17 protein-coding genes, 1 tRNA gene and 1 riboswitch are annotated in these 23,429 nt (G+C 41.2%); of the genes, 12 read left to right on the forward strand and 6 right to left on the reverse strand.

What is annotated here, in order from left to right; genetic code table 11:
• Window positions 1-73: 73 nt before the first annotated feature.
• Window positions 74-1,093 carry a LacI family DNA-binding transcriptional regulator gene (locus tag OCV43_RS13240; protein ID WP_262624320.1) on the reverse strand — a complete coding sequence of 340 codons (1,020 nt, stop codon included), beginning with the start codon at window positions 1,091-1,093 and terminating at the stop codon, window positions 74-76.
• 201 nt (window positions 1,094-1,294) lie between these two features.
• Here OCV43_RS13240 and OCV43_RS13245 point away from each other — a divergent pair, with 201 nt between their 5' ends.
• From OCV43_RS13245 to OCV43_RS13265, 5 genes are all read left to right on the forward strand, one after another.
• Window positions 1,295-2,557 carry an extracellular solute-binding protein gene (locus tag OCV43_RS13245; RefSeq protein ID WP_227700845.1) on the forward strand — a complete coding sequence of 421 codons (1,263 nt, stop codon included), beginning with the start codon at window positions 1,295-1,297 and terminating at the stop codon, window positions 2,555-2,557.
• Between the two features lie 54 nt (window positions 2,558-2,611).
• Window positions 2,612-3,505, forward strand: coding sequence for a carbohydrate ABC transporter permease (locus tag OCV43_RS13250; protein WP_262624321.1), 894 nt, complete (start codon window positions 2,612-2,614; stop codon window positions 3,503-3,505).
• The gene (locus OCV43_RS13255; protein WP_022242817.1) at window positions 3,498-4,343 is read left to right on the forward strand and encodes a sugar ABC transporter permease; all 846 of its coding nucleotides are present in this window, start codon (window positions 3,498-3,500) and stop codon (window positions 4,341-4,343) included. Before OCV43_RS13250 ends, OCV43_RS13255 begins: the two co-directional genes overlap by 8 nt.
• 7 nt (window positions 4,344-4,350) lie before the next feature.
• A complete protein-coding gene (locus OCV43_RS13260) occupies window positions 4,351-6,117 on the forward strand; it encodes a glycoside hydrolase family 13 protein (protein ID WP_262624322.1) in 1,767 nt (588 codons plus the stop codon).
• Window positions 6,118-6,229: 112 nt separating this feature from the next.
• Entirely contained in the window at window positions 6,230-6,367 is a 138-nt protein-coding gene (locus OCV43_RS13265) for a hypothetical protein (protein WP_022242815.1), read from the forward strand.
• Window positions 6,368-6,441: 74 nt separating this feature from the next.
• On the opposite strand, the gene OCV43_RS13270 is transcribed toward OCV43_RS13265, so the two are convergent.
• On the reverse strand, window positions 6,442-7,020 hold the full coding sequence (locus OCV43_RS13270) for a substrate-binding domain-containing protein (RefSeq protein ID WP_262624323.1): 579 nt from the start codon (window positions 7,018-7,020) through the stop codon (window positions 6,442-6,444).
• A gap of 255 nt (window positions 7,021-7,275) precedes the next feature.
• Here OCV43_RS13270 and OCV43_RS13275 point away from each other — a divergent pair.
• Window positions 7,276-7,349, forward strand: a tRNA-Pro gene (locus OCV43_RS13275).
• Window positions 7,350-7,565: 216 nt separating this feature from the next.
• The gene (locus tag OCV43_RS13280) at window positions 7,566-8,039 is read left to right on the forward strand and encodes a methylglyoxal synthase (protein WP_118639526.1); all 474 of its coding nucleotides are present in this window, start codon (window positions 7,566-7,568) and stop codon (window positions 8,037-8,039) included.
• Window positions 8,040-8,143: 104 nt separating this feature from the next.
• Here the strand turns inward: OCV43_RS13280 and OCV43_RS13285 are convergent, their stop codons facing one another.
• The 3 genes from OCV43_RS13285 to OCV43_RS13295 are packed head-to-tail and all read right to left on the reverse strand — an operon-like array spanning window position 8,144 to window position 9,259.
• Window positions 8,144-8,584, reverse strand: coding sequence for an Hsp20/alpha crystallin family protein (locus OCV43_RS13285; RefSeq protein ID WP_262624324.1), 441 nt, complete (start codon window positions 8,582-8,584; stop codon window positions 8,144-8,146).
• 31 nt (window positions 8,585-8,615) lie between these two features.
• Window positions 8,616-8,741: a hypothetical protein gene (locus OCV43_RS13290; RefSeq protein ID WP_255415056.1), complete on the reverse strand. Its 126-nt coding sequence runs from the start codon at window positions 8,739-8,741 to the stop codon at window positions 8,616-8,618.
• A 50-nt stretch (window positions 8,742-8,791) separates the two neighbouring features.
• Complete coding sequence (locus tag OCV43_RS13295; protein WP_022242810.1) at window positions 8,792-9,259, reverse strand: Hsp20/alpha crystallin family protein; 468 nt, start codon at window positions 9,257-9,259, stop codon at window positions 8,792-8,794.
• A gap of 352 nt (window positions 9,260-9,611) precedes the next feature.
• Between OCV43_RS13295 and OCV43_RS13300 the strand changes: the two genes are divergently transcribed.
• Window positions 9,612-10,985, forward strand: a complete 1,374-nt coding sequence (locus OCV43_RS13300; protein ID WP_262624325.1) for a sodium-dependent transporter — start codon at window positions 9,612-9,614, stop codon at window positions 10,983-10,985.
• Window positions 10,986-11,054: 69 nt separating this feature from the next.
• Here OCV43_RS13300 and thiT read toward each other — a convergent pair whose 3' ends face one another.
• Complete coding sequence (gene thiT, locus OCV43_RS13305) at window positions 11,055-11,711, reverse strand: energy-coupled thiamine transporter ThiT (protein WP_262624326.1); 657 nt, start codon at window positions 11,709-11,711, stop codon at window positions 11,055-11,057.
• Window positions 11,712-11,745: 34 nt separating this feature from the next.
• A riboswitch (TPP riboswitch) is annotated at window positions 11,746-11,845 on the reverse strand.
• Window positions 11,846-12,101: 256 nt separating this feature from the next.
• Here thiT and OCV43_RS13310 point away from each other — a divergent pair.
• From OCV43_RS13310 to hydG, 4 genes are all read left to right on the forward strand, one after another.
• On the forward strand, window positions 12,102-20,225 hold the full coding sequence (locus OCV43_RS13310) for a GBS Bsp-like repeat-containing protein (RefSeq protein WP_262624327.1): 8,124 nt from the start codon (window positions 12,102-12,104) through the stop codon (window positions 20,223-20,225).
• Between the two features lie 296 nt (window positions 20,226-20,521).
• A complete protein-coding gene (locus OCV43_RS13315) occupies window positions 20,522-20,791 on the forward strand; it encodes a TM1266 family iron-only hydrogenase system putative regulator (protein ID WP_022242806.1) in 270 nt (89 codons plus the stop codon).
• Window positions 20,781-21,836, forward strand: coding sequence for a [FeFe] hydrogenase H-cluster radical SAM maturase HydE (gene hydE, locus OCV43_RS13320; RefSeq protein WP_262624328.1), 1,056 nt, complete (start codon window positions 20,781-20,783; stop codon window positions 21,834-21,836). Before OCV43_RS13315 ends, hydE begins: the two co-directional genes overlap by 11 nt.
• 85 nt (window positions 21,837-21,921) lie before the next feature.
• Window positions 21,922-23,340: a [FeFe] hydrogenase H-cluster radical SAM maturase HydG gene (gene hydG, locus OCV43_RS13325; RefSeq protein ID WP_262624329.1), complete on the forward strand. Its 1,419-nt coding sequence runs from the start codon at window positions 21,922-21,924 to the stop codon at window positions 23,338-23,340.
• Window positions 23,341-23,429 lie beyond the last annotated feature (89 nt).

The raw sequence follows: 23,429 nt of genomic DNA on the forward strand, positions 1-23,429 counted from the left end.
TAATTATACCAAAAAAACGCTCAGACCTCACGGTCTGGGCGATTTTTTTCTAGGGGAGTTTTTTTACAGCCCCTTATGGCAGTGGTCTGGTGCTTTCTCCCTGGATGATAACAGGAAGCGTTGTATAGCTTTGGATGAGAAGTTCCGGGTTCTGAAGCTTACGGATCATCATGGAGCCTGCCTGCACACCGGTATCATAGACATTGATGTCTACAATGGTAAGCTGTGGGTCGATGATGCTGGAATATGGGTAGACGTCAAAGGTAAGTATGGCAATGTCATCCGGGATGGAAAGCTGCCGGTCTTTGACTGCCTGGATGACACCTAATGCGAGGGTGTTATTTTCACATACAATAGCGCGAGGCGGTACAGGCTGTGTCAGCATATCAGAAGTAACAGAATAAGCGTGCTGGCAGCTGGAATCGGTATTTCCGATACGGGCAGCCGGAATGTGAAAGCCTCTGTCTAACATGCCTGCCATAAATCCTTTTTGACGCTGGGCAGAAATATAATCGGTTTTGCGCTCTCCGATAAAGGCGACATCTGTATAACCACAGGCTATCATGTGGGCAGCAGCATATTCACCGGCAAGGGCGTGGTTGGTATCTACCCAGCATAAGCGGCTTTCAAAACTCGGATGCCCAATGATAATGTGTGGAAAGCCTGCATCCAGAATAAGATTTGCAATTTCTTTATTAATGGCAGAGCCGTGGATGATAAGACCATCGGAGGAACCGCTTGTGATAACTTCGCTGACTTTTTCTCCGGGATAGCGTTCTTCAGAAGTGTTGACAAGCATCAGGGAATAGTTGTTTTCGGACAAGGTATGGTGTACGCCGCACATAATGTCAAACATATGCGGATTCCGATAAGCAGTATCTTTCTCCAGATTGGTAAGATAGACAATATTGGAAGTAGCACCTTTTGCAAAGCTTACAGCCCGGGAGTTAGGGGTATAATGAAGCTTTTCAATTGCTGCATGAACCTTTTCCACAGTGGCTGGGGATATGGTGGTCCAGTGATTTAAAACTTTAGAAACAGTGGATTTGGAAACACCGGCTTCATTGGCAACATCATTGATGGTAACAGACATAAAATACCTCCTGAAAAAATGTATAAATTTACAAATATAGTATAGCGGTTTCCTAACAAAGTCAATCATTTTTGACAAATAGACATTGTAAACAAGGGAAAAAAGTGATAAATATAGACTTAGCAAGAGGAACCAATTGCATGAAAAAAGAAGAATAAAGAAAACGGTTTCCTAAAGAAACCGGAAAACGGAGGTATTTTTATGAAGAAAAGGGTGTTGAGTCTGTTGCTCTGTACCGCAATGACAATCGGCACATTATCCGGTTGTGGAAAAGAAGCAGGAAATGACGAAGGAAAGACTACAGAAGTACTTGGAAATGATGCAGAGGATGAAATGACAGAAGTAAAAATCTGGCATGATGGGGATGAAAATATCATGCAGACCATTGCGGATTGTGCGAATGAGAAACTGGCAGAGGATAATATCAAGGTTACCTTTGAAAAGAAGAGCGGTCTGACAGACCAGCTTCAGTTATATGGAAATGATGAATCCAACGGACCGGATATGTATCTTTATGCACATGATTCATTGGGAACATTTGCAGAAATGGGAATTTTAGCTCCGATTACGGATGTTATCAGTGAGGATGTAATGGCGGATTTATTACCGATGACCGTAGAAGCAGGTAATTATAAGGATACCCAGTACCTGATGCCGGTTTATTATGAGACATTGCTCTTTATGTATAATAAGGCAAAATGGGAAGGTGATGTGCCGGAAACAACAGATGAACTGTATGATTATATGGTAGCACATACCGATGTGGATGCAGGAACTTATGCGCTGGTAAATCAGCATTCTACCGCATACAATGTGGCACCGGTGATCAATGGTTTTGGTGGATATATTATTGATAAAGATGCAAATCCTGGATTAAATACACAGGAAACCAAGGATGCTATCGCATACAATCAGAAATTTGCAGCATTGGAGGCAGATGGAGATTACAACACTGTAACTGCATTATTCAATGAAGGCCAGGCAGCAGCAATCATCGGTGGACCATGGCTGGTATCCGGAATCAAGGCAGCGGGCATTGACCTTGGTATTAAATCCTTAGCGGATTTTAAACTTCCGAATGGAAACGGACTGGCACCATATTCAGGTGTACAGAGCATTGGTGTCTTAAAATATGCAGCAGAAAATAAGAAAGAAGCAATTGCAAAAGTATTAGAGACAATTGCAAGCCCGGAAGTAGGTATTGCATTGGCGAATAAATCAAACTGTGCACCGGCAAACAGCAAAGCATATGATGACGCAGATGTTGCTGCAAATGAGATGATTATGGCAATGAAAGCAACTGCAGAAACTGCACAGCCTATGCCAAACATTCCACAGATGAGCGTTATGTGGGGACCGACAGAAGAATTTTTGGCAGCAGTCAACAAATCAGGGGAAGATATTGACACTGCAGCAGAGACTTATCAGCAGGAGGCATTGGATGCCATTGCAGATATGCAGTAAGCAGGAGTTTGTTTAGAAGCAATAAAGAGGAAAATTAGGAAGAGAAGTGTGTATATGAAGAACAAACGGAAATTAACACCATGGCTTTACAGTATGCCGGCACTGATATTGATTGGAATGGTTATTGTATTCCCGATTATTTATACGGGCTATATATCACTGACCAATATGAATCTTTTTCACTGGTCAAATTATAAATTTATCGGACTATCCAACTATAGCAGGGCATTATTAAAGGCAGACTCCGGTTTCCTTGGAGCACTGTTTACAACATTACTTTGGACCACATTAAATATGGTGATACAGGTAGTTGTGGCATATTTTATTGCATTGGGATTTCAAAGAGAAGATTTAAAGGGAAAACGTGTATACAAGACTCTTTTGATGTTCCCGTGGGCAATGCCTGCTTATGTGTCCATTCTTTTGTGGAGGGTAGGCATTTATAACACAGAGTTTGGTCTTCTGAATAAGATTCTGGTGGCACTTGGCTTTGGAAAGGTAAATTTCCTTTCCACCAATGTGCCGGCATTTCTCTCCTGCATGACCTTAAACCTGTGGATGGCATTGCCGTTTATGATTATGATGATAGACGGTGCACTGTCCAGCATTGACCGCAGCTATTATGAAAGCGCAGAACTGGATGGAGCAGGTTTCTGGTCAAAGAACATCCATATTACCGTTCCGGCAATGAAAGGAATTATTGCACCGGCGGTTATTATGACGACATTTACCACATTTAAGCAGTTTGATATCGTATATCTTCTTACGATGCAGAAGGGAGCATATTCAGGGGCAACCTTACAGACCGTAATTACTTATGCACAGCAGAATGCGTTTGTTTCAAATAACTATGGGCTGTCCTCAGCGGTATCCATTATTATCTTTTTCCTCATCATGGTATTTTCGCTGTTTACCAATCGAGGGGTAAAGGAGGAAAATTATGACTAAGAAAAAGAGAAAACAGATTTTACAGCTTAGCGGATTACATATTTTTTATATTATACTGTGTCTGCTGGCACTGGTACCGATTTTATATGCGTTGAATCTTTCCTTTGAAAGGGGAAGTGGAGCATTGTCCTCCGGATTATCTTTGTTTCCAAAGGAATTTACACTGGATAATTATAAAAATATACTGACGCAGAAGCCGTTTTTGCGGTGGTTTTATAACTCTGCCGTATTAAGCTTCTTTACAATGGTCATTGCCATCGGATTTGCCATGGTGTCATCTTATGCATTTTCAAGATACCGTTTTAAGGGAAGAAATGGCATTTTAAAATTACTGCTTCTCTTAAATGCATTCCCGCAGATTTTGTCCATGTTTGCATTATTCCGTCTTTTAAAACAGATGAATATGCTGGATACGAAACTGGGACTGGTGATTATTTATGCGGGAAGCATGTGCATTTTCTCTATCTGGAATATGAAGGGGTATTTTGATACCATTCCGATAGAAATCGAAGAAGCATCGAAAATTGACGGTGCATCGGATTTCCAGCTGCTGTGGAAGGTAGTAATGCCGCTGGCTCGTCCGGCAATCATTGTAACTTCCGTGATGGTACTTATTTTTGTATGGAATGAATATCTGTTTTCCACAACATTTCTACTGAATGAAAACAGTTATACACTGGCAGGTGGATTATATCAGTTACAGTCCAACGATTACACCAGAAGCTGGGGAATGTTCTCCGCAGCCGCTATCCTGGTATCTGTTCCGGTGCTGATTATTTTCTTCTGTATACAAAAGTATATGGTATCCGGTCTTACTGCAGGTGGTGTGAAAGGATAGAAATAAAATGGAAAAAGAAGCAATTTTGCATATTCCACTGTCACAATTTGCTTTTGCAGAAAAAGAAGACCGGCTGGTAATAAGAATCCGTTGTAAAAAGGGCGATTTAAAACGGTGCGTGCTGCTTTGGGGAGACCGGGTGGCAATGGAAGAGCCACTTCCGGTGAAACAAAGTGAAATGGAACATGTGGCATCCGATATGCTTTATGATTATTATGAAGTTAAGATTACGTCTCCGTATACCAGGGTATGCTATTATTTCCGGTTAGAGGACGATACAGAAAGCCTTTATTATTATGGAAGAGGATTTGCAGAGAAACTGTCCTGTGGCAGGGCAGAATATTTCCAGTTTCCATATATTAGAAGAGAGGATATTTTAGATATCCCGGAGTGGGCAGAAGACATTGTTATGTATCATATTTTCCCGGACAGTTTTGCAAATGACAGACGGGAACTGACGGAAAAAGCGACAAGGCATATGCTTTTGCCGGATGAAAAAAGCGACAGCAATGGAAAAATTTTACCGGACCGGATTTGCAAGAATCATCTGGGTGGTACACTGAAAGGAATTTGTGAAAACCTTGACTATATCGAAAAGCTTGGAATTAACTGCATTTATCTGAATCCGATTTTTGAAGCAGCGTCTTATCATAAATATGATACCATTGACTATTTTGAAATCGACCCCTGTTTTGGAAATAAAGCGGATTTAAAAGAACTGGTGCAGCAGTGCCACAAGAGAGGAATCCGGGTTATTTTAGATGGTGTATTTAATCATTGTGGAGCAGATTTCTTTGCATTCCGGGATGTGCGGCAGAAGGGAAAAGCATCAAGATATTATAACTGGTTTTATCACCTGCCGGAAACGATACAGTACGCTGATCCGCCGAATTATGAGGCGTTTGCCTATGTAAAGGAAATGCCAAAGCTTAATACCGGAAATCCTGAAGTGGTGGAGTACCTTTGCAATGTTGGAACTTACTGGATTCGGGAAGCAGATATTGACGGCTGGCGCTTGGATGTGGCAAATGAAATCAATCATGAATTCTGGAGAGTCTTCCGTCATGCGGTGAGAGCGGTAAAAGAGGATATATTTCTAATAGGTGAAATCTGGGAAGAAGCAGGCATCTGGCTTCAGGGAGACCAGTTTGATTCTACGATGAATTATACTTTTTCTTATCTGTGCCGGGATTTTTTTGGAAAGGGAGAACTTTCGGTCAGTGAATTTGATGCCCAGATGCAGAGGATGATTTACCGCTACCCATGGCAGGTGAGCCTGGCACAGATGAATTTTCTGGATTCCCATGATATTCCGAGATTTTTAAGCTATTGCAATGGAAATAGAAAGAGAATGGAGCTGGCATTTTTCTATCTCTTTATGGGAGTGGGCGTGCCATCGGTATTCTACGGGGATGAAGTGTATATCGAGGGAATGAAAGAACTGGAGTATCGGGCAGCCATGGACTGGAAGGCAGTAATGGAGCAGCAGGCAGAAAACAACAGATTACAGGGAAATCTGGCAGAGAAGTTCAGCTGCTGGATTGCACTCCGAAAAGAGCATGTGGCATTACGCAGGGGCAATTACCGGACAATTTACTGCAATGATATGATGGGAGTATATGTATTTTTACGTAGCTTTGGGGACGACAAAGTCCTGGTATTTTTAAATACCGGCACCGGCAGTGTGACACTGACATCAGTGGAGGTTCCGCAGCTGCAGGAAAAAAGGATAATTCTTTCTTCTTGTGAGGGAAAGCTTTTGGTTGTTTTGTAAAACAAAAGATATTTCTATAAATAGTACCGTTCCTTAAAAAGATAAGTGACATCTTTACATACTTGTGCTATACTTTGGAAAAGATAAAGAGACATAGGAAGGGGGACTTACTATGGTTATATTTATTGGAATTCTGATATTCGCCGCAATAATTGGATTTTATGCATGCTTTGGCCGGAGAATCAATGAAAATATCGGTTCCGGATTTGGAAAAGAATACATGAAAGACAAATGGGGAATGGATGAATAAAAGAGAGGTTTAAGAATGCCGGATGGATTTACCATCCGGCATTTTATATGCTGATTTGGAGATTAAGTCATAGACTACTTCTTGATGCTTGCACGCCGTTTGACTTTTTCCTCGTAGAGTATTGCGTCGGAATGCTTTAATATATCGGTTAAAATAAAGGAAACAAATTCGTCACCGCCCAGTCTTGCAGTAATGGCATCCTTTGGCAGGCATTTACGCAGCTGCTCCATGCTGATATGACGCAGTGTAGTAAAGCCGGTGTGCAGCTGGCAACCGCAGGAACTTCTCTGGTGAAAAATGGCTGACATCCGGCAGGATTGTGGCTTCTTTCCCTGACAGAGCATAAGCGCATTCTGTAATGCCTGGTAGCTGAACTGGAAGCTGCTGTGGGAAACACTGGTCAGTGGTGGTTCCATGGTTTTTGCGTGGTCAATGTCGTCAAAACCGGTAATGGCAATGTCATATCCCACCAAAAGGTCTCTTGCAGCACAGACGCGGTATCCTGCCTTTGCCATATTATTATTTGCAAAAGCAATTGCCTCTAATTCCGGGTTGTGGTCTAGGATATATTCCACCTGCTCGGTGACATGCTCTGAGTAGTTGCCAGCAATCAGATATGGAATGTCCGGATCGTCCGGTGTGTCCTCTAACATTAGAAATGGAATATCTTTATAATGGGAAAGAAAGTCTGCCTTTACCTGGTTACTTTTAAAAATAGAAAGAGAACCATAGGTAATAATGAGTGCATCCGGTCTGGTAAAAAAAGTTGCTTCGGCATTGAAAAAGCCGTTCTTATGATTGACTTAAGTACAACATAAAACGATTAAGTAGAAAAGAAAATAAAAATATTACTGGACAAAAAATGTGATATATGCTAATATAGTTGAGCGTGTGAAAGAACTGAATAACGATGCGTGGCTCAGCTTGGTAGAGCGCTGCGTTCGGGACGCAGAGGTCGCAGGTTCAAATCCTGTCGCATCGACGAAAAAAACGAGTACACTGTTAGGTGTGCTCGTTTTTATATGAAGATTTCTACCCAAATATTGTCTGGAATCATCCTGTCATGTTATAATGAGCGTAAGCAAGTCAACATATAAGCGTGATTGGCGAGCTGCAATTGTTTATCAGGAGTTGATTTTCACTTGATAAATGAAAAGGTTGGAAAATAATACAATAAAGGAGAAGACACAATATGAGTATGGAACCGGATTTTCTTACTTTGACAATCGGAAAACAGAAAAATATTGCATTGATTGCCCATGATGGAAAGAAAGCAGAACTGATCCAGTGGTGCAAAGACAATGCAGAAACTTTAAAGAAGCATTTCCTTTGTGGAACTGGAACAACGGCAAAAATGATTACAGACCAGACGGGACTGCCGGTAAAGGGCTATAACAGCGGTCCGCTGGGCGGAGACCAGCAGATTGGTGCTAAGATAGTAGAGGGAAAAGTAGATTTCGTGATTTTCTTTTCAGATCCGCTTACTGCAGCACCTCATGACCCGGATGTAAAAGCACTGCTTCGTATTGCACAGGTATATGACATCCCGATTGCGAATAATAAGGCAACTGCAGATTTTATGATTCATTCCGAGTTGATGGATGAAGAATATAATCACAATGTGATTAATTTTAATAAGAATATCAGACAGCGGGCATCGACGATAAAGTAATGTCAGCTAAACTACGAGAAACACGCAAAGCGTGTTTCTCACATAAAAAGGAGAGGCGGTGTGAATACTCACACCGCCCCTTTTTCCTTTTAATTATCCTGGTATTATCCCTCAATGGAAATATATTTCTTTTCTTCCACAGCAGGTTTTGCTTCTTTCTTCGGAACGGTCAGAGTCAGGATACCATTTTCAAAACCGCCTTTGATGTCATCCTGAGTAACGCCATTTCCGACATAGAAACTACGCTGGTAAGAGCCATAGTAACGTTCTTTACGGATATATTTTCCATCTTTGCCTTTTTCGTCCTTGTTGTCCTGGTGTTTGGCATTGACGATGAGGTATCCGTCTTTCAGCTCAGCCTGGATATCTTCTTTCTTAAAGCCTGGAAGTTCAAATTCCAGTTCATATCTGTCGTCAAATTCCTTAACGTCAGTGTTCATGGCAACACGGTTGTCTGCTGCAGGAACATTGTAAGCTCCGAATGGAAATACATCATCGAATATATCATCTACAAAGTTGTTTGAAAAAATACTTGGTACTAACATAAGTCATTCCTCCTAAAATAGTCTATTGTAATTAGTAATAATGTTTCTTGTTTCTGTGAGCTTCTCTGGCTTCCTCAACAGCCTCATGGTCGGCTACATTAATTTTAGCTTTTACTTTCTTCTTTTTTAATGGATGTTTTGGATTTTTGTCTGACATGATAACATGCTTCCTTTCTTAATCTGAATCAGATACTATATAAAGTTCTGTTATCCTTCAATGGCGATGTACTTGTGGTCTTCCACAGCAGGTTTAGCTTCTTTCTTCGGAACGAAGAGTTTTAAGATACCGTGTTTAAATTCACCCTTGATATCTTCTTCGGTAACGGCATCGCCAACATAAAAGCTTCGACTGCAGGCTCCGGAATAACGTTCCTTACGGATGTACTTGCCGGATTTCTTATCTTTATCTTCCTCATCCAAGCCTTTGGCGGCACTGATGGTCAGGTAACCATTTTCTAAGGAAGCACTTACTTCGTCTTTCTTAAATCCAGGTAAATCAATGACCAGTTCGTAACCATTGTCCTGCTCCTTTATATCTGTCTTCATCAGACGTGCGGCTCTACGACCGTAAAGTTTTTTCTCAGTCTTTTTCATATCCATGTTATCGTCCATCCATGGAAAATCCTCAAAGAAGTCATCAAATAAATTCTCTCCAAAAATACTAGGCATCAACATAAGTCATCTCTCCTTTTTTTAATAAATCTATCTATGCTTGTTTACCTTGTTTCTTTGGAACCGGGATGTTTTAGGAACCTCTTTTTGTTCCTCTCCTTTGTTCTGACTACGTTATAACACCAATTATTAGCATTGTCAAGAGGTGAGTGCTAATAAATTTGTGAAAAATTTGTGAATTGGTTGCAAATTGTGAGAAAACTAAGAGAATATAAGGGAATACGCTGTGAAAAAGAAGAGAAAATAAGTGAATGTATTGCGGAAAAGAAAGAATATTGCAGGAACTATGAGACTGTGTTATGATTTTTATAACTTTGCGTTATGGAAATTATGAGTTTAGGAGAAGAAAAACAAAATGAAGACACAGAATGAGAAAAGAAGTACATTTTCGGGGAAGATAGGGTTTGTATTATCAGCAGCAGGCGCTTCTGTGGGACTGGGAAACATATGGAGATTCCCATATCTTGCAGCAAAGTATGGAGGAGGAATCTTTCTGCTGATTTATATTATACTTGCACTGACTTTTGGATATACGATGATTATGGCGGAGACTTCTATCGGAAGAATGACGAAGAAGAGCCCGGTGGGAGCATATCATACCTTTGGAAAATCCCGATGGCTCTCTTTCGGTGGCTGGATAAATGCGATTATTCCGGTTTTAATCGTGCCATATTATTCTGTAATTGGCGGCTGGGTAATGAAATATCTGGTGGAATATATCAGGGGAAATGGCAGTAAGCTTGCATCGGATGGATATTTTTCCGATTTCATTTCCAGCGGGCTTTCCACAGAAATCTGCTTTGCTTTTTTTGCAGTATTTACGCTGGGGATTATCTTTGCCGGAGTCCGGAATGGTATTGAGCGGGTATCCAGATTTATGATGCCGGTGCTGGTTGTTCTTTCTATATTAATAACGGTTTATTCCGTAAGCAGACCGGGAGCATTAAAAGGAGTTAAATATTTTCTGATTCCGAATTTTGAAAATTTTTCCTGGATGACGGTAGTAACAGCCATGGGACAGATGTTTTATTCCCTGTCCATTGCCATGGGAATTCTCATTACTTTTGGTTCTTATATGAAGAAGGAAGTTTCTATTGAAGAGTCCACGAAGAATGTGGAAATCTTCGACACAGCGATTGCCATGATGGCAGGGCTGATGATTATTCCGGCAGTCTTTGCATTTTCCGGTGGAAATCCGGAAACCCTGCAGGCGGGTCCATCATTGATGTTTATTACGATTCCAAAAGTATTTGACAGCATGGGACTTGGAACCGGAGTCGGAATTTTATTTTTTGTACTGGTGCTGTTTGCAGCAATCACAAGTTCTATTGCATTAACGGAAAGTGCAGTATCGACTTTCGAAGATGAACTGGGCTGGGAAAGACGGAAAGCAACGGTAATTGTCGGTATTGTAATGCTTCTTTTGGGAAGTCTTTCTACACTGGGATATGGACCATTGGCGAATGTAAAAATTATCGGAATGCAGATTCTTGATTTCTTTGATTTCCTGACGAACTCCGTGATGATGCCGATTGCGGCTATTGCAACCTGCCTTCTGGTATCAAGAGTGATGGGAGTGCAGCGGATTGAAGAAGAAGTAACCCGGGGCGGCAGCCCGTTCCGCAGGAAAAAGATATTTACAGTGATGATAAAATACCTCTGTCCGATCTTTGCAGCGATTATTTTAATCAGTTCCATAGCAAATGCTTTCGGATGGATTCAGATGTAGTTGATAGAAAAAAGGAGCGTCCCTTCTGATTTAGAAGAGACGCTCTTTCTGTAGATTTTAGAACTTAAATTATGAATTTGCCATATCCTTAACAGAATTCAATGCCTTCTGGACTGGTGGCAGACAGATAATGATTAATGTAATAAGTGCTTCTGCACCAAGGTATGCACCGTTGTAAGCAAGGGAGTATACCACTGCATTCGGGAATTCTTCCGGAGCATACATGCCGAAGAAAATCCAGCCGGAAAGGAATGCGAAGAAGTATCGACCTAATACACCAGCGATATAACCTTTGATAAGTCCATGTTTGGATTTGCTGAAAAGTCCGGAAAGGCCTAATGCACCAAAGGCGAAGAGGTAGTCCACTAACATCTGTGGAACACTGATGATGTAAGGGTCAACGACTAACTGCAGAATTCCGTAAGCAAAAGCTGCGGTTAAGCCGGCACCCAGACCGTACCAGTAACCAATCAGAACGATGAATAACATGCTCAGTAAAGTAACGGAACCACCCATTGGCATATCGAAAAGTTTAATCATGGAAGTTACCATGGCAAGGGCAATTGCCATAGCCGAAAATGCAAGCTGCTTTGCACTGAATTTCTTCTTTCCACCGAAGATAGCACAGCCAATCAGAAGAATGGCAATCATGATGATAACGAGGGCTGTAAAACCAGCGGTGGTAAGCTGGTAAGAAGAGCCGTCGTATGTTGCAAAAAATGACATAAAAAATCCTCCTTAAAGATGATACTCTGCCAGGAGGTTGAACTATGTGCTTCCTTACGCCGGTATTATCCGGTTCAAGTAATAAGGGTCAACGCAGATGCGTTTCTCAGCCAAAGGCGCCCCTAGCAAAGTGATGCTTTGTTTTCAGTTTGTAATGGTAACAGTGGTAGTATAAAATGTCAAGTGTTAATTTTCTGAAAAAGGTTTTCTAAAAAATGAAAAAATCCGCTGGAAAATATAAAGAAAAAGTAACTTCCGGTCGATAAAAGGTTTAGAAGTGTCTTTTCCTGCGCTTTTTTAGAAAAAAGGGTTACTCTTGAATCTGAAAAGCAAAAGGAATATAGTAAAGATAAAAAGATGAGGAAACAACAAGCAACAAGGAGAGGTTCTATGCGTAAGTACAAGGATGTTGGAAAAAGAATACTGGTATTAGTTTTAAGTGTTTGTATGATTGCAGGCGTTCTTCCGGCAATACCGGCAGAGGCGGCGGATGCATTTCCGAGCAATGGGAGCATTACATTAGGAGCGGATGCAAATGGTGCAACTGCAACCGGAAATGATACCTATACTTATACCGGACAGGAGGTTAAGCCGGCAGTTACGGTCCAGATTGATGGAGAAACTTTGAAAGAAAAAGAGGATTACTCCGTTTATTACCGTAATAATACCAGCGCAGGAACAGCATATATTGATATCGTTGGTATCGGAGACAGCCACAGATGGCAGACCACCAAGAGCTTTACGATTGCACAGCAGAAGTTAAGCTATATCGGTGTTAATTATAAAGGGGTGGAAGGAACCGGTGAAGACGGATATGTATATTATACAGGAAGTGATGTATTACCGACAATTACAGGGGTGTATGGTATCATAAGCGGTACTTCTACCATGGTAAACCTTTCAGCAGATGATTATAACGTAGAATATACATCCGGAAGCAATACCACAGTAGGAACACATTCCTTTAAAATTGTATTAAAGAGCAGCAGTAACTATACATTTTCCGGAACAATTGCAGAGAACCGTTACAATATTTACTATAATATTGGAGCGGATTCTGTAACTGTTTCCAATGGACTGAGCGATTCTACTTATACCGGAACTGCACAGAGACCGGAATTTACACTGGTAGACAGTCAGAATTCCGCAGGAATCCAGGCATCTGACTATACCACAAGCTGGGCAGACAATACCAATGCCGGAACAGCGAAGATGACAGTAACAGCGAATTCTTCTTCTCTGTACCGGGGCAGCAAGACCTTTAATTTCCTGATTGGCAAGGCAGATTTAAGTGCAGCAGGCATCAGTGTTTCCTTAAAGAGTGATAAATATTATTATGTAAAGAATAGTAAACCGGATATGACCAATGAGGTAGTAGTGAAGTTGAATGGCGTTGAGATTCCTGCCGGCAACTACAACGTGGCATACCGAAATGAAACTACTGCAGGACAGACCGGAACCAATAACCTGATTATTACCGGAACCGGAAATTTAACCGGAAACGCATTTATCAACTTTGAGATCTATGACAAGCTTGGTAAAGCAGTATTAGATAAAAATGAACTGGAATACAATGGCAAGAAAAATGTGCCAAACATTACCGTCTCCAATACATCCGGTGATGTTATCAGTGATTCCAGATATAAGATTACTTATTATAAAGATGCGGAGTATACCAAGACTGTATCTGAACCGACCTCTATTGGAAAATATTATGTGAAGGTAACCGGACTGGATTACTACGAAGGAGACCTTGGAACCAAGGCAGAGCCGATTTATTTTGATATTGTTGCAAAATCTTTAGATAAATGTACCTTTAAGCTGGCAATCAACGGAACAGAAGCAGGTGTCATTAATAAAGATACCAGTTATTCCAGCTTTTTTGATGGTAAGAGCAAGGTATTATCCCTGACAGCAACCGATGATGAGGGGAATGCTTTGAAAAAAGGAACGGATTTTGACTATGCTGTTTATCGTGATCCGGAATGTACTGAACCGGCAGACGATAAGGAAGGCACTACGGGCATACAGGAACTGATTCATGCAGCAACCTATTATCTTAAGATAACCGGTCTGGATGGCAGTAACTATGCCGGAGGCGAAAGAGTATATACTTATATGATTAAGCCAAAGAACATCAGCCCGACAGATATTGTAATTACAGACCAGACTTATACCGGTAGTGCTGTTGTGCCGGATCCTGCAAATATTACCGTTTATTATACCGAAGGTAGTAAAAATGTCACATTGGACAGCCAGTATGTAGAAGTGGTTTCCTGTGAAGATAATATCGAAATTGGAACCAATAATGCAAAGGCATATATCAGACTGACTGGAGATTATGTACTGGCAGAAGGTGGCGTGAACCGTGGAACCTTCAGTATTGTGCCAAGAAAATTAAATGAATGCGAGTGTAATATCGTTGCAGGTTCTGAAAACTATGATCCGACACAGGTTACCTTTGAATACAATGGCAGCATGCAGGTACCGGCAATCCGTATTACTGATAATAACGGTGCCAAAGGCCTGGTACAGGGCGAAGACTTTAAGGTTACTTATTTTACGGATTCTGCATACAAGAAGGTCATTGCAGAGCCGGTGGACGCAGGTACTTATTATGTATTAATCAGCGGTCTTGGAACTTATGCTAATTTAGGCGGAAGTATCCGTACTTCTTATAAGATCACGCCAAAGAACATGAGCACGCTGACCGTAACTGCAAGCAACTGCGGTTATACTGGAGAAGCAGTGGAGCCGGGTATCAGTGTATCTGATGGAAACCGTGTACTGGTTGCAGGCGTGGATTATGAAGTTGAAGGATATTATGACGATGAATTATGTAAACAGGTTTCAGAACATAAGAATTCCGGAAAAGTATATGTCAGAATCAAAGCGGTAGACGGTAAGAATTATACCGGAACCGCAACAACCACATTCTTTATTGGAGCAAATATCGCGACCGTTGTGCCGGCATTTAATATTTCCGGTGGAACCTATAACCGCAATTCCCATAAGGATGAAATGATTCAGGCAATTGAGGCAAAAATGATGGATGCAATTCCGGATCCGTCGTCCTATAGCATTTCCTTCTATAGTGATGCAGCACATAAGAATGTTGTAAGCTCTGAGACAAATGAGGCATTTATCAATGCGGGAACGATTTACTTCGCAGTATCCGGCAAGGGTCAGTATTATGGAGATATTTCCGGATATGCAGTCATTGCAAAGAAAGATATATCTGAACTGAATGCAAGAGTAAATGGAACTTATACATATAATGGAATTGAGCAGAAGGTTGTAATTTCTACTACCGCAGACGGAGATGGTGTTGTATTACAGTATCCTACCACCAACGGCTATATTCTGACCGATAAGGAATACAGTATTGAAAGCAGTGAAAATGCAATTAATGCGGGAATTGCAGCTCTGACCTTAAAAGCGGCAGAAAACAGCAACTACACAGGAACAACAACCGTAAGCTATACCATTAATCAGAAGGATATCAACGAATTAAGCAAGCTGCGTGTAGACATTACCAGCCCGGTTTATGCAAACAAGGTGCTGACTCCTTCTGTGAAGGTAAGCTATGGGGATTCTTCCAAATTATTATCTGCAAATAAAGATTATCAGTTTGAAGTATATTCGGATGAGGATTATCAGAATGTAGCAACAGCCGCAGAAAAAACCAATGCCGGCACGACTTATGTAAGAATCCAGGGTATTGGAAACTACTGTGGTGTATTGGAAAGCGCAAATTATACTGCAGATAAGATTGCAGGTTCGAACCAGTTTATTATTCAGCGGAAGAGTATTGATGGTGTAGGCGTATCTTTACAGGGAATGAGTTACATTTTTAAAAAGAGTATTCCGGATTTCACAGTAACACAGAGTTTTCCGAATGAGTCCGGAATTGGAGAATATTCATATACTCTGCAGCCTGGCGTAGATTATACTTATACTCCGACCCAGGTAGATAAATTTAAAGTTGGACAGCAGGATATTACCATTGAAGGAACCGGTAACTTTAAGGGAACCAAGAATAGTTACTTCTACTATGATGGAGATATGAATAATTCTGCTGACCAGATTGAAGTGAAGTTAAGCTATGATACCATTGAGTATGATAAGGCACAGGCAGCATCCGGCGGAATGAAACCTACCGTTACCGTGTATGTAAAAGGCAGCGATACCCAGGAACGTCTGATAGAGGGAACACATTACAGCGTGTCTTATAGAAATAATACTGTTCCAGGGCAGGCCAGTGTACTCATTACCGGAATTGAGAAGAATCACTGGGTAGGAAGCTATGTTGCGAATTTCGCTATTACCGGTAAAATTGAAGATGCTGAGATTACGATTCCGGCACAGAAATATACCGGAAGCGAATACAATACAACCACACAGCCAATTGAAAATATGACTGTAGTATGTGATGGCAAGACTTTGGCACTTGGAACAGACTACAACATTAAGAGCATTGTAAATGGTAAATCTGTTTCACTGACTGACCCGACCGTAACTATTGAGGGAACCGGAACTTATTTCAGTGGTGAGAAATCGGCGAAGTTTGCGATTAAATACGACCTGGGCAGTGATGATTTAAGTATTGACTTAGGTGGAGATGTATTCTCCTATACCGGACAGGAAATCAGACCGGTTCCGGTTGTGAAATATGCATTAACCGGTTCTACCTTTGATACCTTGGAAGAAGGAAAAGATTATACGGTAACTTATCGTAAGAATACTGCAGTTGCAGCAGCAAATGGCGAGAACGGACCATGTGTAGTCATTCAGGCAACAGCAAACGGTAAACTGATGGGAACCACCAAGGCGAAAGCATTTACCATTGATTCCATTCATATGGAAGATTATGAGATTACCGGAATTGCGGACAGCTATGTTTATACCGGCAAGCTGATTAAGCCGGATTCTCTGGTCATTAAGAAGATTGGCGGTTCAGAAGTAATTGACCCGGCAAACTATAGTGTGTATTATCAGACGGATGCAGATAATCCATCCAGTGCACCGGCAGGCGCAACCGAGACCATTACCGTAATCGGTAAGGGCAATTATAAGGGAACACTGACTAAGACCTTTACTATTACAAAACGTGATTTGTCTACGGTAAGCAAGACAATTGATGACGTAACCTACAATGGTGAGGCACAGGAGCCTGAAATTAAATTAACATTTAATGATGAAAATAACAAAGAACAGACCCTTACGTTAGACACAGATTATGTAGTGGATGAGTATCGCAATAATATCAATGCAGCGAACGCCGGCGGGGCAAATGCACCATATGCAGCAATCCACGGTGTGGCAAGCTGTACTGGAACTGCAACGGTAGAGTTTAACATTTTAAAGAAAAATGTTGAGGATTTAGTATACTCTAAAATAGAAGATCCACAGTATGTACCGTTAAAAACCAAGTATGAACCGGAATTAAATGTTTACATGACATCCACCAGTGCAGAACCACTGGTTCGCAATGTGGATTATACGGCAGCTTACTTTAACAATGAAGCTGTAAAAGATGCAAATGGAACTTCCGGACCGTTTGTTCAGATTACTCCGAAGGATACCACCAACTATACCGGAAGCAAGACAATTCCGTTCTCTATTCTGGCAAGGGATCTTTCTTCTGAAAATATCAGTGCGGCGTTATCCGATGCTTCTGATACAGGATTTGACCCGGCAAACCGGAACTATCCTTATATTCAGGGTAATACTTATACACCGAATATCAGCCTGAAAGATAATTCGGAAAATGGAATTGTAGCACTGGTAAATGGAACAGACTTTACTTATGAATATTCTACCAATAACAGTCAGGTGGGAACCGCATGGATTAAAGTAACCGGACAGGGTAACTACAGTGGAACACGAATTGAGAAGTTTACCATCGGTACCTTACTTTCCAATGATACTTTAACGGTAACCGGAATTTCCGATACTGTATATAACGGTCTTGATACCAAGCCGAAGAACATTCAGGTGAAGTTCAATAAGACCGGAAGCTATCTGACAGAAAACGAAGATTACATCGTAAAATACTATATTGATAAAGATTGTACGACGGAAGCAAGTGCCATTGACCTGATTCATGCTGGAACAGTATATGTTGGAATCGTTGGTACGGAAAATGACCAGACCGGATATGTAGGAACAGCTGTATATCCATATCAGATTGCAAGAAAGTCACTTACTTCTGCAGATATTGAGATTACCGGAACCGATAACGTAGATTATACCGGAAGCGAGATTAAACCGGTACTTACTTTAAAAGATACTTCTACCGGATTAACCATTGATTCTTCCCAGTATGAAGTAACTTATGAGAACAACACTGCAATCGGAACGGCAAGTGCAACGGTAACTGCAACCGAAAGCGGTAACTACAAAGATAGCATTACGGTATACTATAAGATTACCAAACATGATATTGGAAATGCTGTGGCAGAAGCAATCCCAGATCAGAAGTATACCGGCAATTACATCCGCCCGGCACTGACGATTTATGACAACGGAAAGCTTTTGGTAGAAGGGAAGGATTATCAGGTTGTCAATGGTAACAACTTAAGGGCAGGAGAGTCATGGGTAGTAATTAAAGGACTTGGCAACTATGATGAGACCAAGCGCGTTTACTTCAATATTGTGGCAAGCCTTGAGGATGCAATTATTGACAGTGTTCCGGAACAGCTTTATACCGGAAGCCCGATATGTCCGTCTATCCATGTGGCATGTGGTGGCAATACCTTAACGCTGAATGAAGATTATGAAACAACGTATGCAAATAATGAGCTGGCAGGCGATGCATCCATTACTGTGCGTCCGCTGACCCAGTATTATACCGGAACGATTGTTAAGAAATTCAAAATCAGCAACAGCTTATCCAAGGCAACAGTTACCGGAATCCCTGCTTCAGAGCAGTATACCGGACAGACTTATAAGCCGGTTCCGGTCGTTAAGATGGGAAGCAAGGTATTAACAGAAGATGTTGATTATACGGTAAGATACAGTAACAATAGTAATGTGGGAACTGCCAGGGTAATCATTTCCGGTATTGGTGTATACTCCGGAGAAAAAGTTGTTACCTTTGTAATTAAAGAAAAGAGCATTGAAAATTGTACGGTTCTGGCAGTTGCATCACAGACTTATAATGGAAGACTACTGACTCCGCCGGTTGTTGTCAAAGATGGGACAACAATGCTGAAAGAAAATGTAGCCTACAAGCTTTCTTATCGGGACAATTATTCTGTAGGAACAGCTTATGTAACCATTACAGGAATTGGAGACTATAAGGGCAGCGTGACAAAGTCCTTTGCTATCACAGAACCAGTGCTGACTTCTGACGTAATCGTTCAGAGCAGGAATGCAGCAACAGGAACCTTTGATATTGTTGTGGATGGAGTCCCAAGTTATGTGACTTCTGTTAGTGTTCCGGTCTGGACAAAGGCTGATCAGAGCGATATTGTATGGTATAACGCATCCAGAGTAGATGCAGATACCTTTATCGTGCATGCCAATATTGCAAATCATAAGAATAATGTGGGTGTATATAATATCCATGTATATGTAAGTGGTGGCGGATATAAAATGCGGTGTGCATATGCAACGACTACCGTATTTGGTGCAGGCTATGAAAGGGTCTTTGACTTAAATTATTACATAAAGAATAACCCTGATGTAGCAAAAGCATTTGGCGGCAATACAGAAGCAATTTTTGCACATTTTGTAAATAATGGTGAGGCAGAAGGCCGTCAGGCAATTGCAAACTTCAATGTTGCATCTTATCGTGCCCGGTATGCGGATTTAAGAAGTGCATTTGGAAATAATCTGAAAGCATATTATGATCATTATCGCATCAATGGATATGCTGAGGGACGAGTAGCAACCGGAAGTACAGAACTGCAGAATCCGACAACCGTATACAATGGAGTAGATTACAAGCTGGTATATGACTACAATTACTACATCAACAAATATCCGGATATTAAAGCGGCATTTAATGGTGATGAAAATGCAACCTTACGTCACTTTGTGGAATGTGGTATGAATGAGGGGCGTCAGGGAAAAGCATCCTTTAATGTAGCAGCTTACCGTGCTAATTATGCAGACTTAAGAAGTGCATTTGGAAGAAATCTGAAAGCATATTATATGCATTATATTGGCAGTGGCTATCGGGAAGGACGTAAAGCAACAGGAAATGGCGTGCTTAAGAATCCTGTAACCGTATACAATGGAGTGGATTACAGTCTGGTATATGACTACAATTATTACATCAGCAAATATTCTGACCTTAAGGCAGCGTTTTATGGTGATGATACAGCCGCATTGAGACATTTTGTGGAGTGTGGTATGAATGAAGGAAGACAGGCAAAAGACTCCTTTAATGTGAAAAAATATAAGAATAGATACAACGATCTTCAAAACGCCTTTGGAAATGATTTAAAATCCTATTATATGCATTATATTGGAAGTGGTTATAAAGAAGGACGTAAAGGAAATTAAAAAGTGTGAAAGAAAAGGGATTCTGTTTCGGATGAAAGGAAGGAGCAGAATCCCTTTTTGCTTTACAGAAAATTGCTTTCCTGTAAAGTAAAAAACTCACAAAGCGTATTTCTTGTAGATTGCAGATGGTCATACATAAAAAGCTGCCGGCAACAGGCCTGGTATGTAAAAAAATACAATAAATACGCATAAAACAAGGGCTTAACAATTGTAATCCCAAAATAAATCTCTTATACTAAAAACGTAAAATAAGCGTTGAAATTCTATTGATTTAGAAAAACAAGAGGAACGAAGAAATGGCAGCAGATACCAGAGTGGCTGTAATTGGCATTGTAATAGAAAAGGACGAATCCGTCGGAGCATTAAATGAAATTTTACATGAATATGCAGCTTATATTATCGGAAGAATGGGAATTCCATACCGGGAGAGAGGCATAAATATCGTAAGTATAGCAATCGATGCACCGCAGGATACCATCAGTGCACTGACCGGTAAGATCGGAAAATTACCGGGAATCAGTGTAAAAACAGCATATTCCAGTGTGGTGACCAGACATGAAGAATAGAGGAAAAGAGTTGTTTAATAAGCTGTATCAGGATACTCAGCTTACAGAGACAGAATATAAAGAATTATTAGAACTGCATACCGATAAAGAAATTGCAGAGTACGGCTTTGAACTGGCGAGAAAAAGACAGAAAGAGACATTTGGAAATGAAGTCTATACCAGAGGACTGATTGAAATATCCAATTACTGCAAGAATGACTGCATCTATTGCGGCATCCGAAGAAGCAATCAGAATGCAGAACGTTACCGCCTGAGTGAAGAAGAAATCCTATCCTGCTGTGAAAGTGGTTATGCATTAGGTTTTCGTACCTTTGTCCTGCAGGGTGGCGAAGACGGCTACTACACAGATGATTTACTGGAAGATTTACTTCATAAGATAAAAGCTGCTTATCCGGACTGTGCCATTACACTGTCCTTAGGAGAGCGGAGCCGGGAGAGCTATGAAAGACTTTACACGGCAGGAGCAGACCGCTATTTATTACGTCATGAGACTGCGAATGAAGCCCATTATGGGAAGATCCATCCGGCAGAAATGTCTCTTAAAAACCGCAAGCAGTGCCTGTATACCTTAAAGGAAATCGGCTATCAGGTGGGGTGTGGCATTATGGTAGGTTCTCCTTATCAGACCATAGATAATCTGGTGGAAGACCTTGCTTTTATGAAAACATTCAATCCGCATATGGTAGGAATCGGCCCGTTTATTCCGCAAAAGGATACGCCGTTTGGAGAGATGGAGCCGGGAAGTCTTGAGATGACGCTGTTTTTACTGGCAATTATCCGCCTGATGCTGCCGAAGGTATTGCTTCCGGCAACTACAGCATTGGGAACTATCCATTCAAGGGGCAGGGAGCTTGGCATTTTAGCAGGAGGAAATGTGGTAATGCCAAATCTGTCACCGGTAAAGGTGCGGAAGAAGTATGCCCTTTACGATAATAAAATCTGTACCGGGGAAGAGGCAGCGGAATGCCGTGGATGTCTTGGCAACCGTATGGAATCCATTGGATATAAACTGGTGGTCTCAAGAGGAGATTCGCCATTTATATAAATAAAGGAAATACAAGAGGTATTTCTTAAATCACCATATAATAACCAACGGGAAAGAGCTTCTGACCCGGAAGAAAGGAAACATTATGTATAACAAAGAATCATTAAAGGCTGAAGAATTTATCTGCCACGAAGAGATTGAAGAGACTCTGGCATATGCTGAGGCAAATAAGGACAATCTTGCCCTTATTGACGAAATCATTGCAAAGGCAAAATTACGGAAAGGGCTTACTCACAGAGAAGCATCAGTATTGCTGGCCTGCGAGAACGAAGAGAAAATCCAGGAAGTATATGACCTTGCAGAACAGATTAAGAAAGATTTCTATGGAAATCGTATTGTAATGTTTGCACCATTATATCTGTCCAATTACTGTATCAATGGATGTGTGTATTGCCCGTACCATGGAAAAAATAAACATATTGCCCGGAAGAAACTGACACAGGATGAAGTACGTCAGGAAGTAACAGCATTACAGGATATGGGACACAAGCGTCTGGCAATTGAAGCAGGCGAAGACCCGGTGAATAACCCTATCGAATATATCTTAGAGTGTATTAAGACCATTTACAGCATTAAGCACAAAAACGGTGCAATTCGTCGTGTTAATGTAAATATTGCTGCAACAACCGTAGAAAATTACCGGAAATTAAAAGAGGCCGGAATCGGAACTTACATTCTTTTTCAGGAAACTTATCATAAAGAAAGTTATGAAAAATTACATCCAACCGGACCAAAGCATGATTATGCATATCATACCGAAGCCATGGACCGTGCCATGGAAGGCGGCATCGATGATGTTGGCTTAGGTGTACTTTTTGGATTGGAACTTTACAAATATGAATTTGCAGGACTTTTGATGCATGCAGAACATTTGGAGGCAGTGCATGGAGTAGGACCACATACCATCAGCGTGCCACGAATCAAACGTGCCGATGACATTGATCCGGATGTATTTGACAACGGCATCAGTGATGATATTTTTGCAAAAATCTGTGCATGTATCCGTGTGGCAGTTCCATATACCGGAATGATTATTTCTACCAGAGAGAGCCAGGCGGTACGTGAAAAAGTTATCCGCCTTGGTGTATCCCAGATTAGTGGTGGCTCCAAGACTTCCGTAGGTGGCTATGATCATCCGGAGCCGGAAGACGAGCGTTCCGAGCAGTTTGATGTCAGCGATACCAGAACTCTGGATGAGGTAGTACACTGGCTGATGGATATGGGTTATATCCCAAGCTTCTGTACCGCATGCTATCGAGAGGGAAGAACGGGAGACCGTTTCATGAGTCTGTGCAAGAACCAGCAGATTTTAAACTGCTGTCATCCGAATGCACTGATGACATTGAAGGAATATTTGATTGATTATGCTTCTGAAGATACCAGAAAAATCGGAGAAGCGTTGATTGCTAAGGAGATAGAGAAAGTACCAAATGAAAAAACAAGAGAAATTGCGAAACGTCATCTGAAAGAAATTGAGGAAGGACAGCGCGATTTCAGATTCTAGGAGGTCTTTAGCGATGTCATTGAATGAAACACCAGGTGCAAACCGGATACATATCGGTTTTTATGGCAAAAGAAACAGCGGAAAATCTT

Source organism: Roseburia amylophila (assembly GCF_025567465.1).
Classification (GTDB): domain Bacteria; phylum Bacillota; class Clostridia; order Lachnospirales; family Lachnospiraceae; genus Roseburia_C; species Roseburia_C amylophila.

Bases quoted from the DNA above. Each gene is read 5' to 3' on its own strand.
- OCV43_RS13240 (WP_262624320.1), bottom strand. From the start codon at position 1,093: ATGTCTGTTACCATCAATGATGTTGCCAATGAAGCCGGTGTTTCCAAA.
- OCV43_RS13245 (WP_227700845.1), top strand. From the start codon at position 1,295: ATGAAGAAAAGGGTGTTGAGTCTGTTGCTCTGTACCGCAATGACAATC.
- OCV43_RS13250 (WP_262624321.1), top strand. From the start codon at position 2,612: ATGAAGAACAAACGGAAATTAACACCATGGCTTTACAGTATGCCGGCA.
- OCV43_RS13255 (WP_022242817.1), top strand. From the start codon at position 3,498: ATGACTAAGAAAAAGAGAAAACAGATTTTACAGCTTAGCGGATTACAT.
- OCV43_RS13260 (WP_262624322.1), top strand. From the start codon at position 4,351: ATGGAAAAAGAAGCAATTTTGCATATTCCACTGTCACAATTTGCTTTT.
- OCV43_RS13265 (WP_022242815.1), top strand. From the start codon at position 6,230: ATGGTTATATTTATTGGAATTCTGATATTCGCCGCAATAATTGGATTT.
- OCV43_RS13270 (WP_262624323.1), bottom strand. From the start codon at position 7,020: ATGTTAGAGGACACACCGGACGATCCGGACATTCCATATCTGATTGCT.
- OCV43_RS13280 (WP_118639526.1), top strand. From the start codon at position 7,566: ATGGAACCGGATTTTCTTACTTTGACAATCGGAAAACAGAAAAATATT.
- OCV43_RS13285 (WP_262624324.1), bottom strand. From the start codon at position 8,584: ATGTTAGTACCAAGTATTTTTTCAAACAACTTTGTAGATGATATATTC.
- OCV43_RS13290 (WP_255415056.1), bottom strand. From the start codon at position 8,741: ATGTCAGACAAAAATCCAAAACATCCATTAAAAAAGAAGAAAGTAAAA.
- OCV43_RS13295 (WP_022242810.1), bottom strand. From the start codon at position 9,259: ATGTTGATGCCTAGTATTTTTGGAGAGAATTTATTTGATGACTTCTTT.
- OCV43_RS13300 (WP_262624325.1), top strand. From the start codon at position 9,612: ATGAAGACACAGAATGAGAAAAGAAGTACATTTTCGGGGAAGATAGGG.
- thiT (WP_262624326.1), bottom strand. From the start codon at position 11,711: ATGTCATTTTTTGCAACATACGACGGCTCTTCTTACCAGCTTACCACC.
- OCV43_RS13310 (WP_262624327.1), top strand. From the start codon at position 12,102: ATGCGTAAGTACAAGGATGTTGGAAAAAGAATACTGGTATTAGTTTTA.
- OCV43_RS13315 (WP_022242806.1), top strand. From the start codon at position 20,522: ATGGCAGCAGATACCAGAGTGGCTGTAATTGGCATTGTAATAGAAAAG.
- hydE (WP_262624328.1), top strand. From the start codon at position 20,781: ATGAAGAATAGAGGAAAAGAGTTGTTTAATAAGCTGTATCAGGATACT.
- hydG (WP_262624329.1), top strand. From the start codon at position 21,922: ATGTATAACAAAGAATCATTAAAGGCTGAAGAATTTATCTGCCACGAA.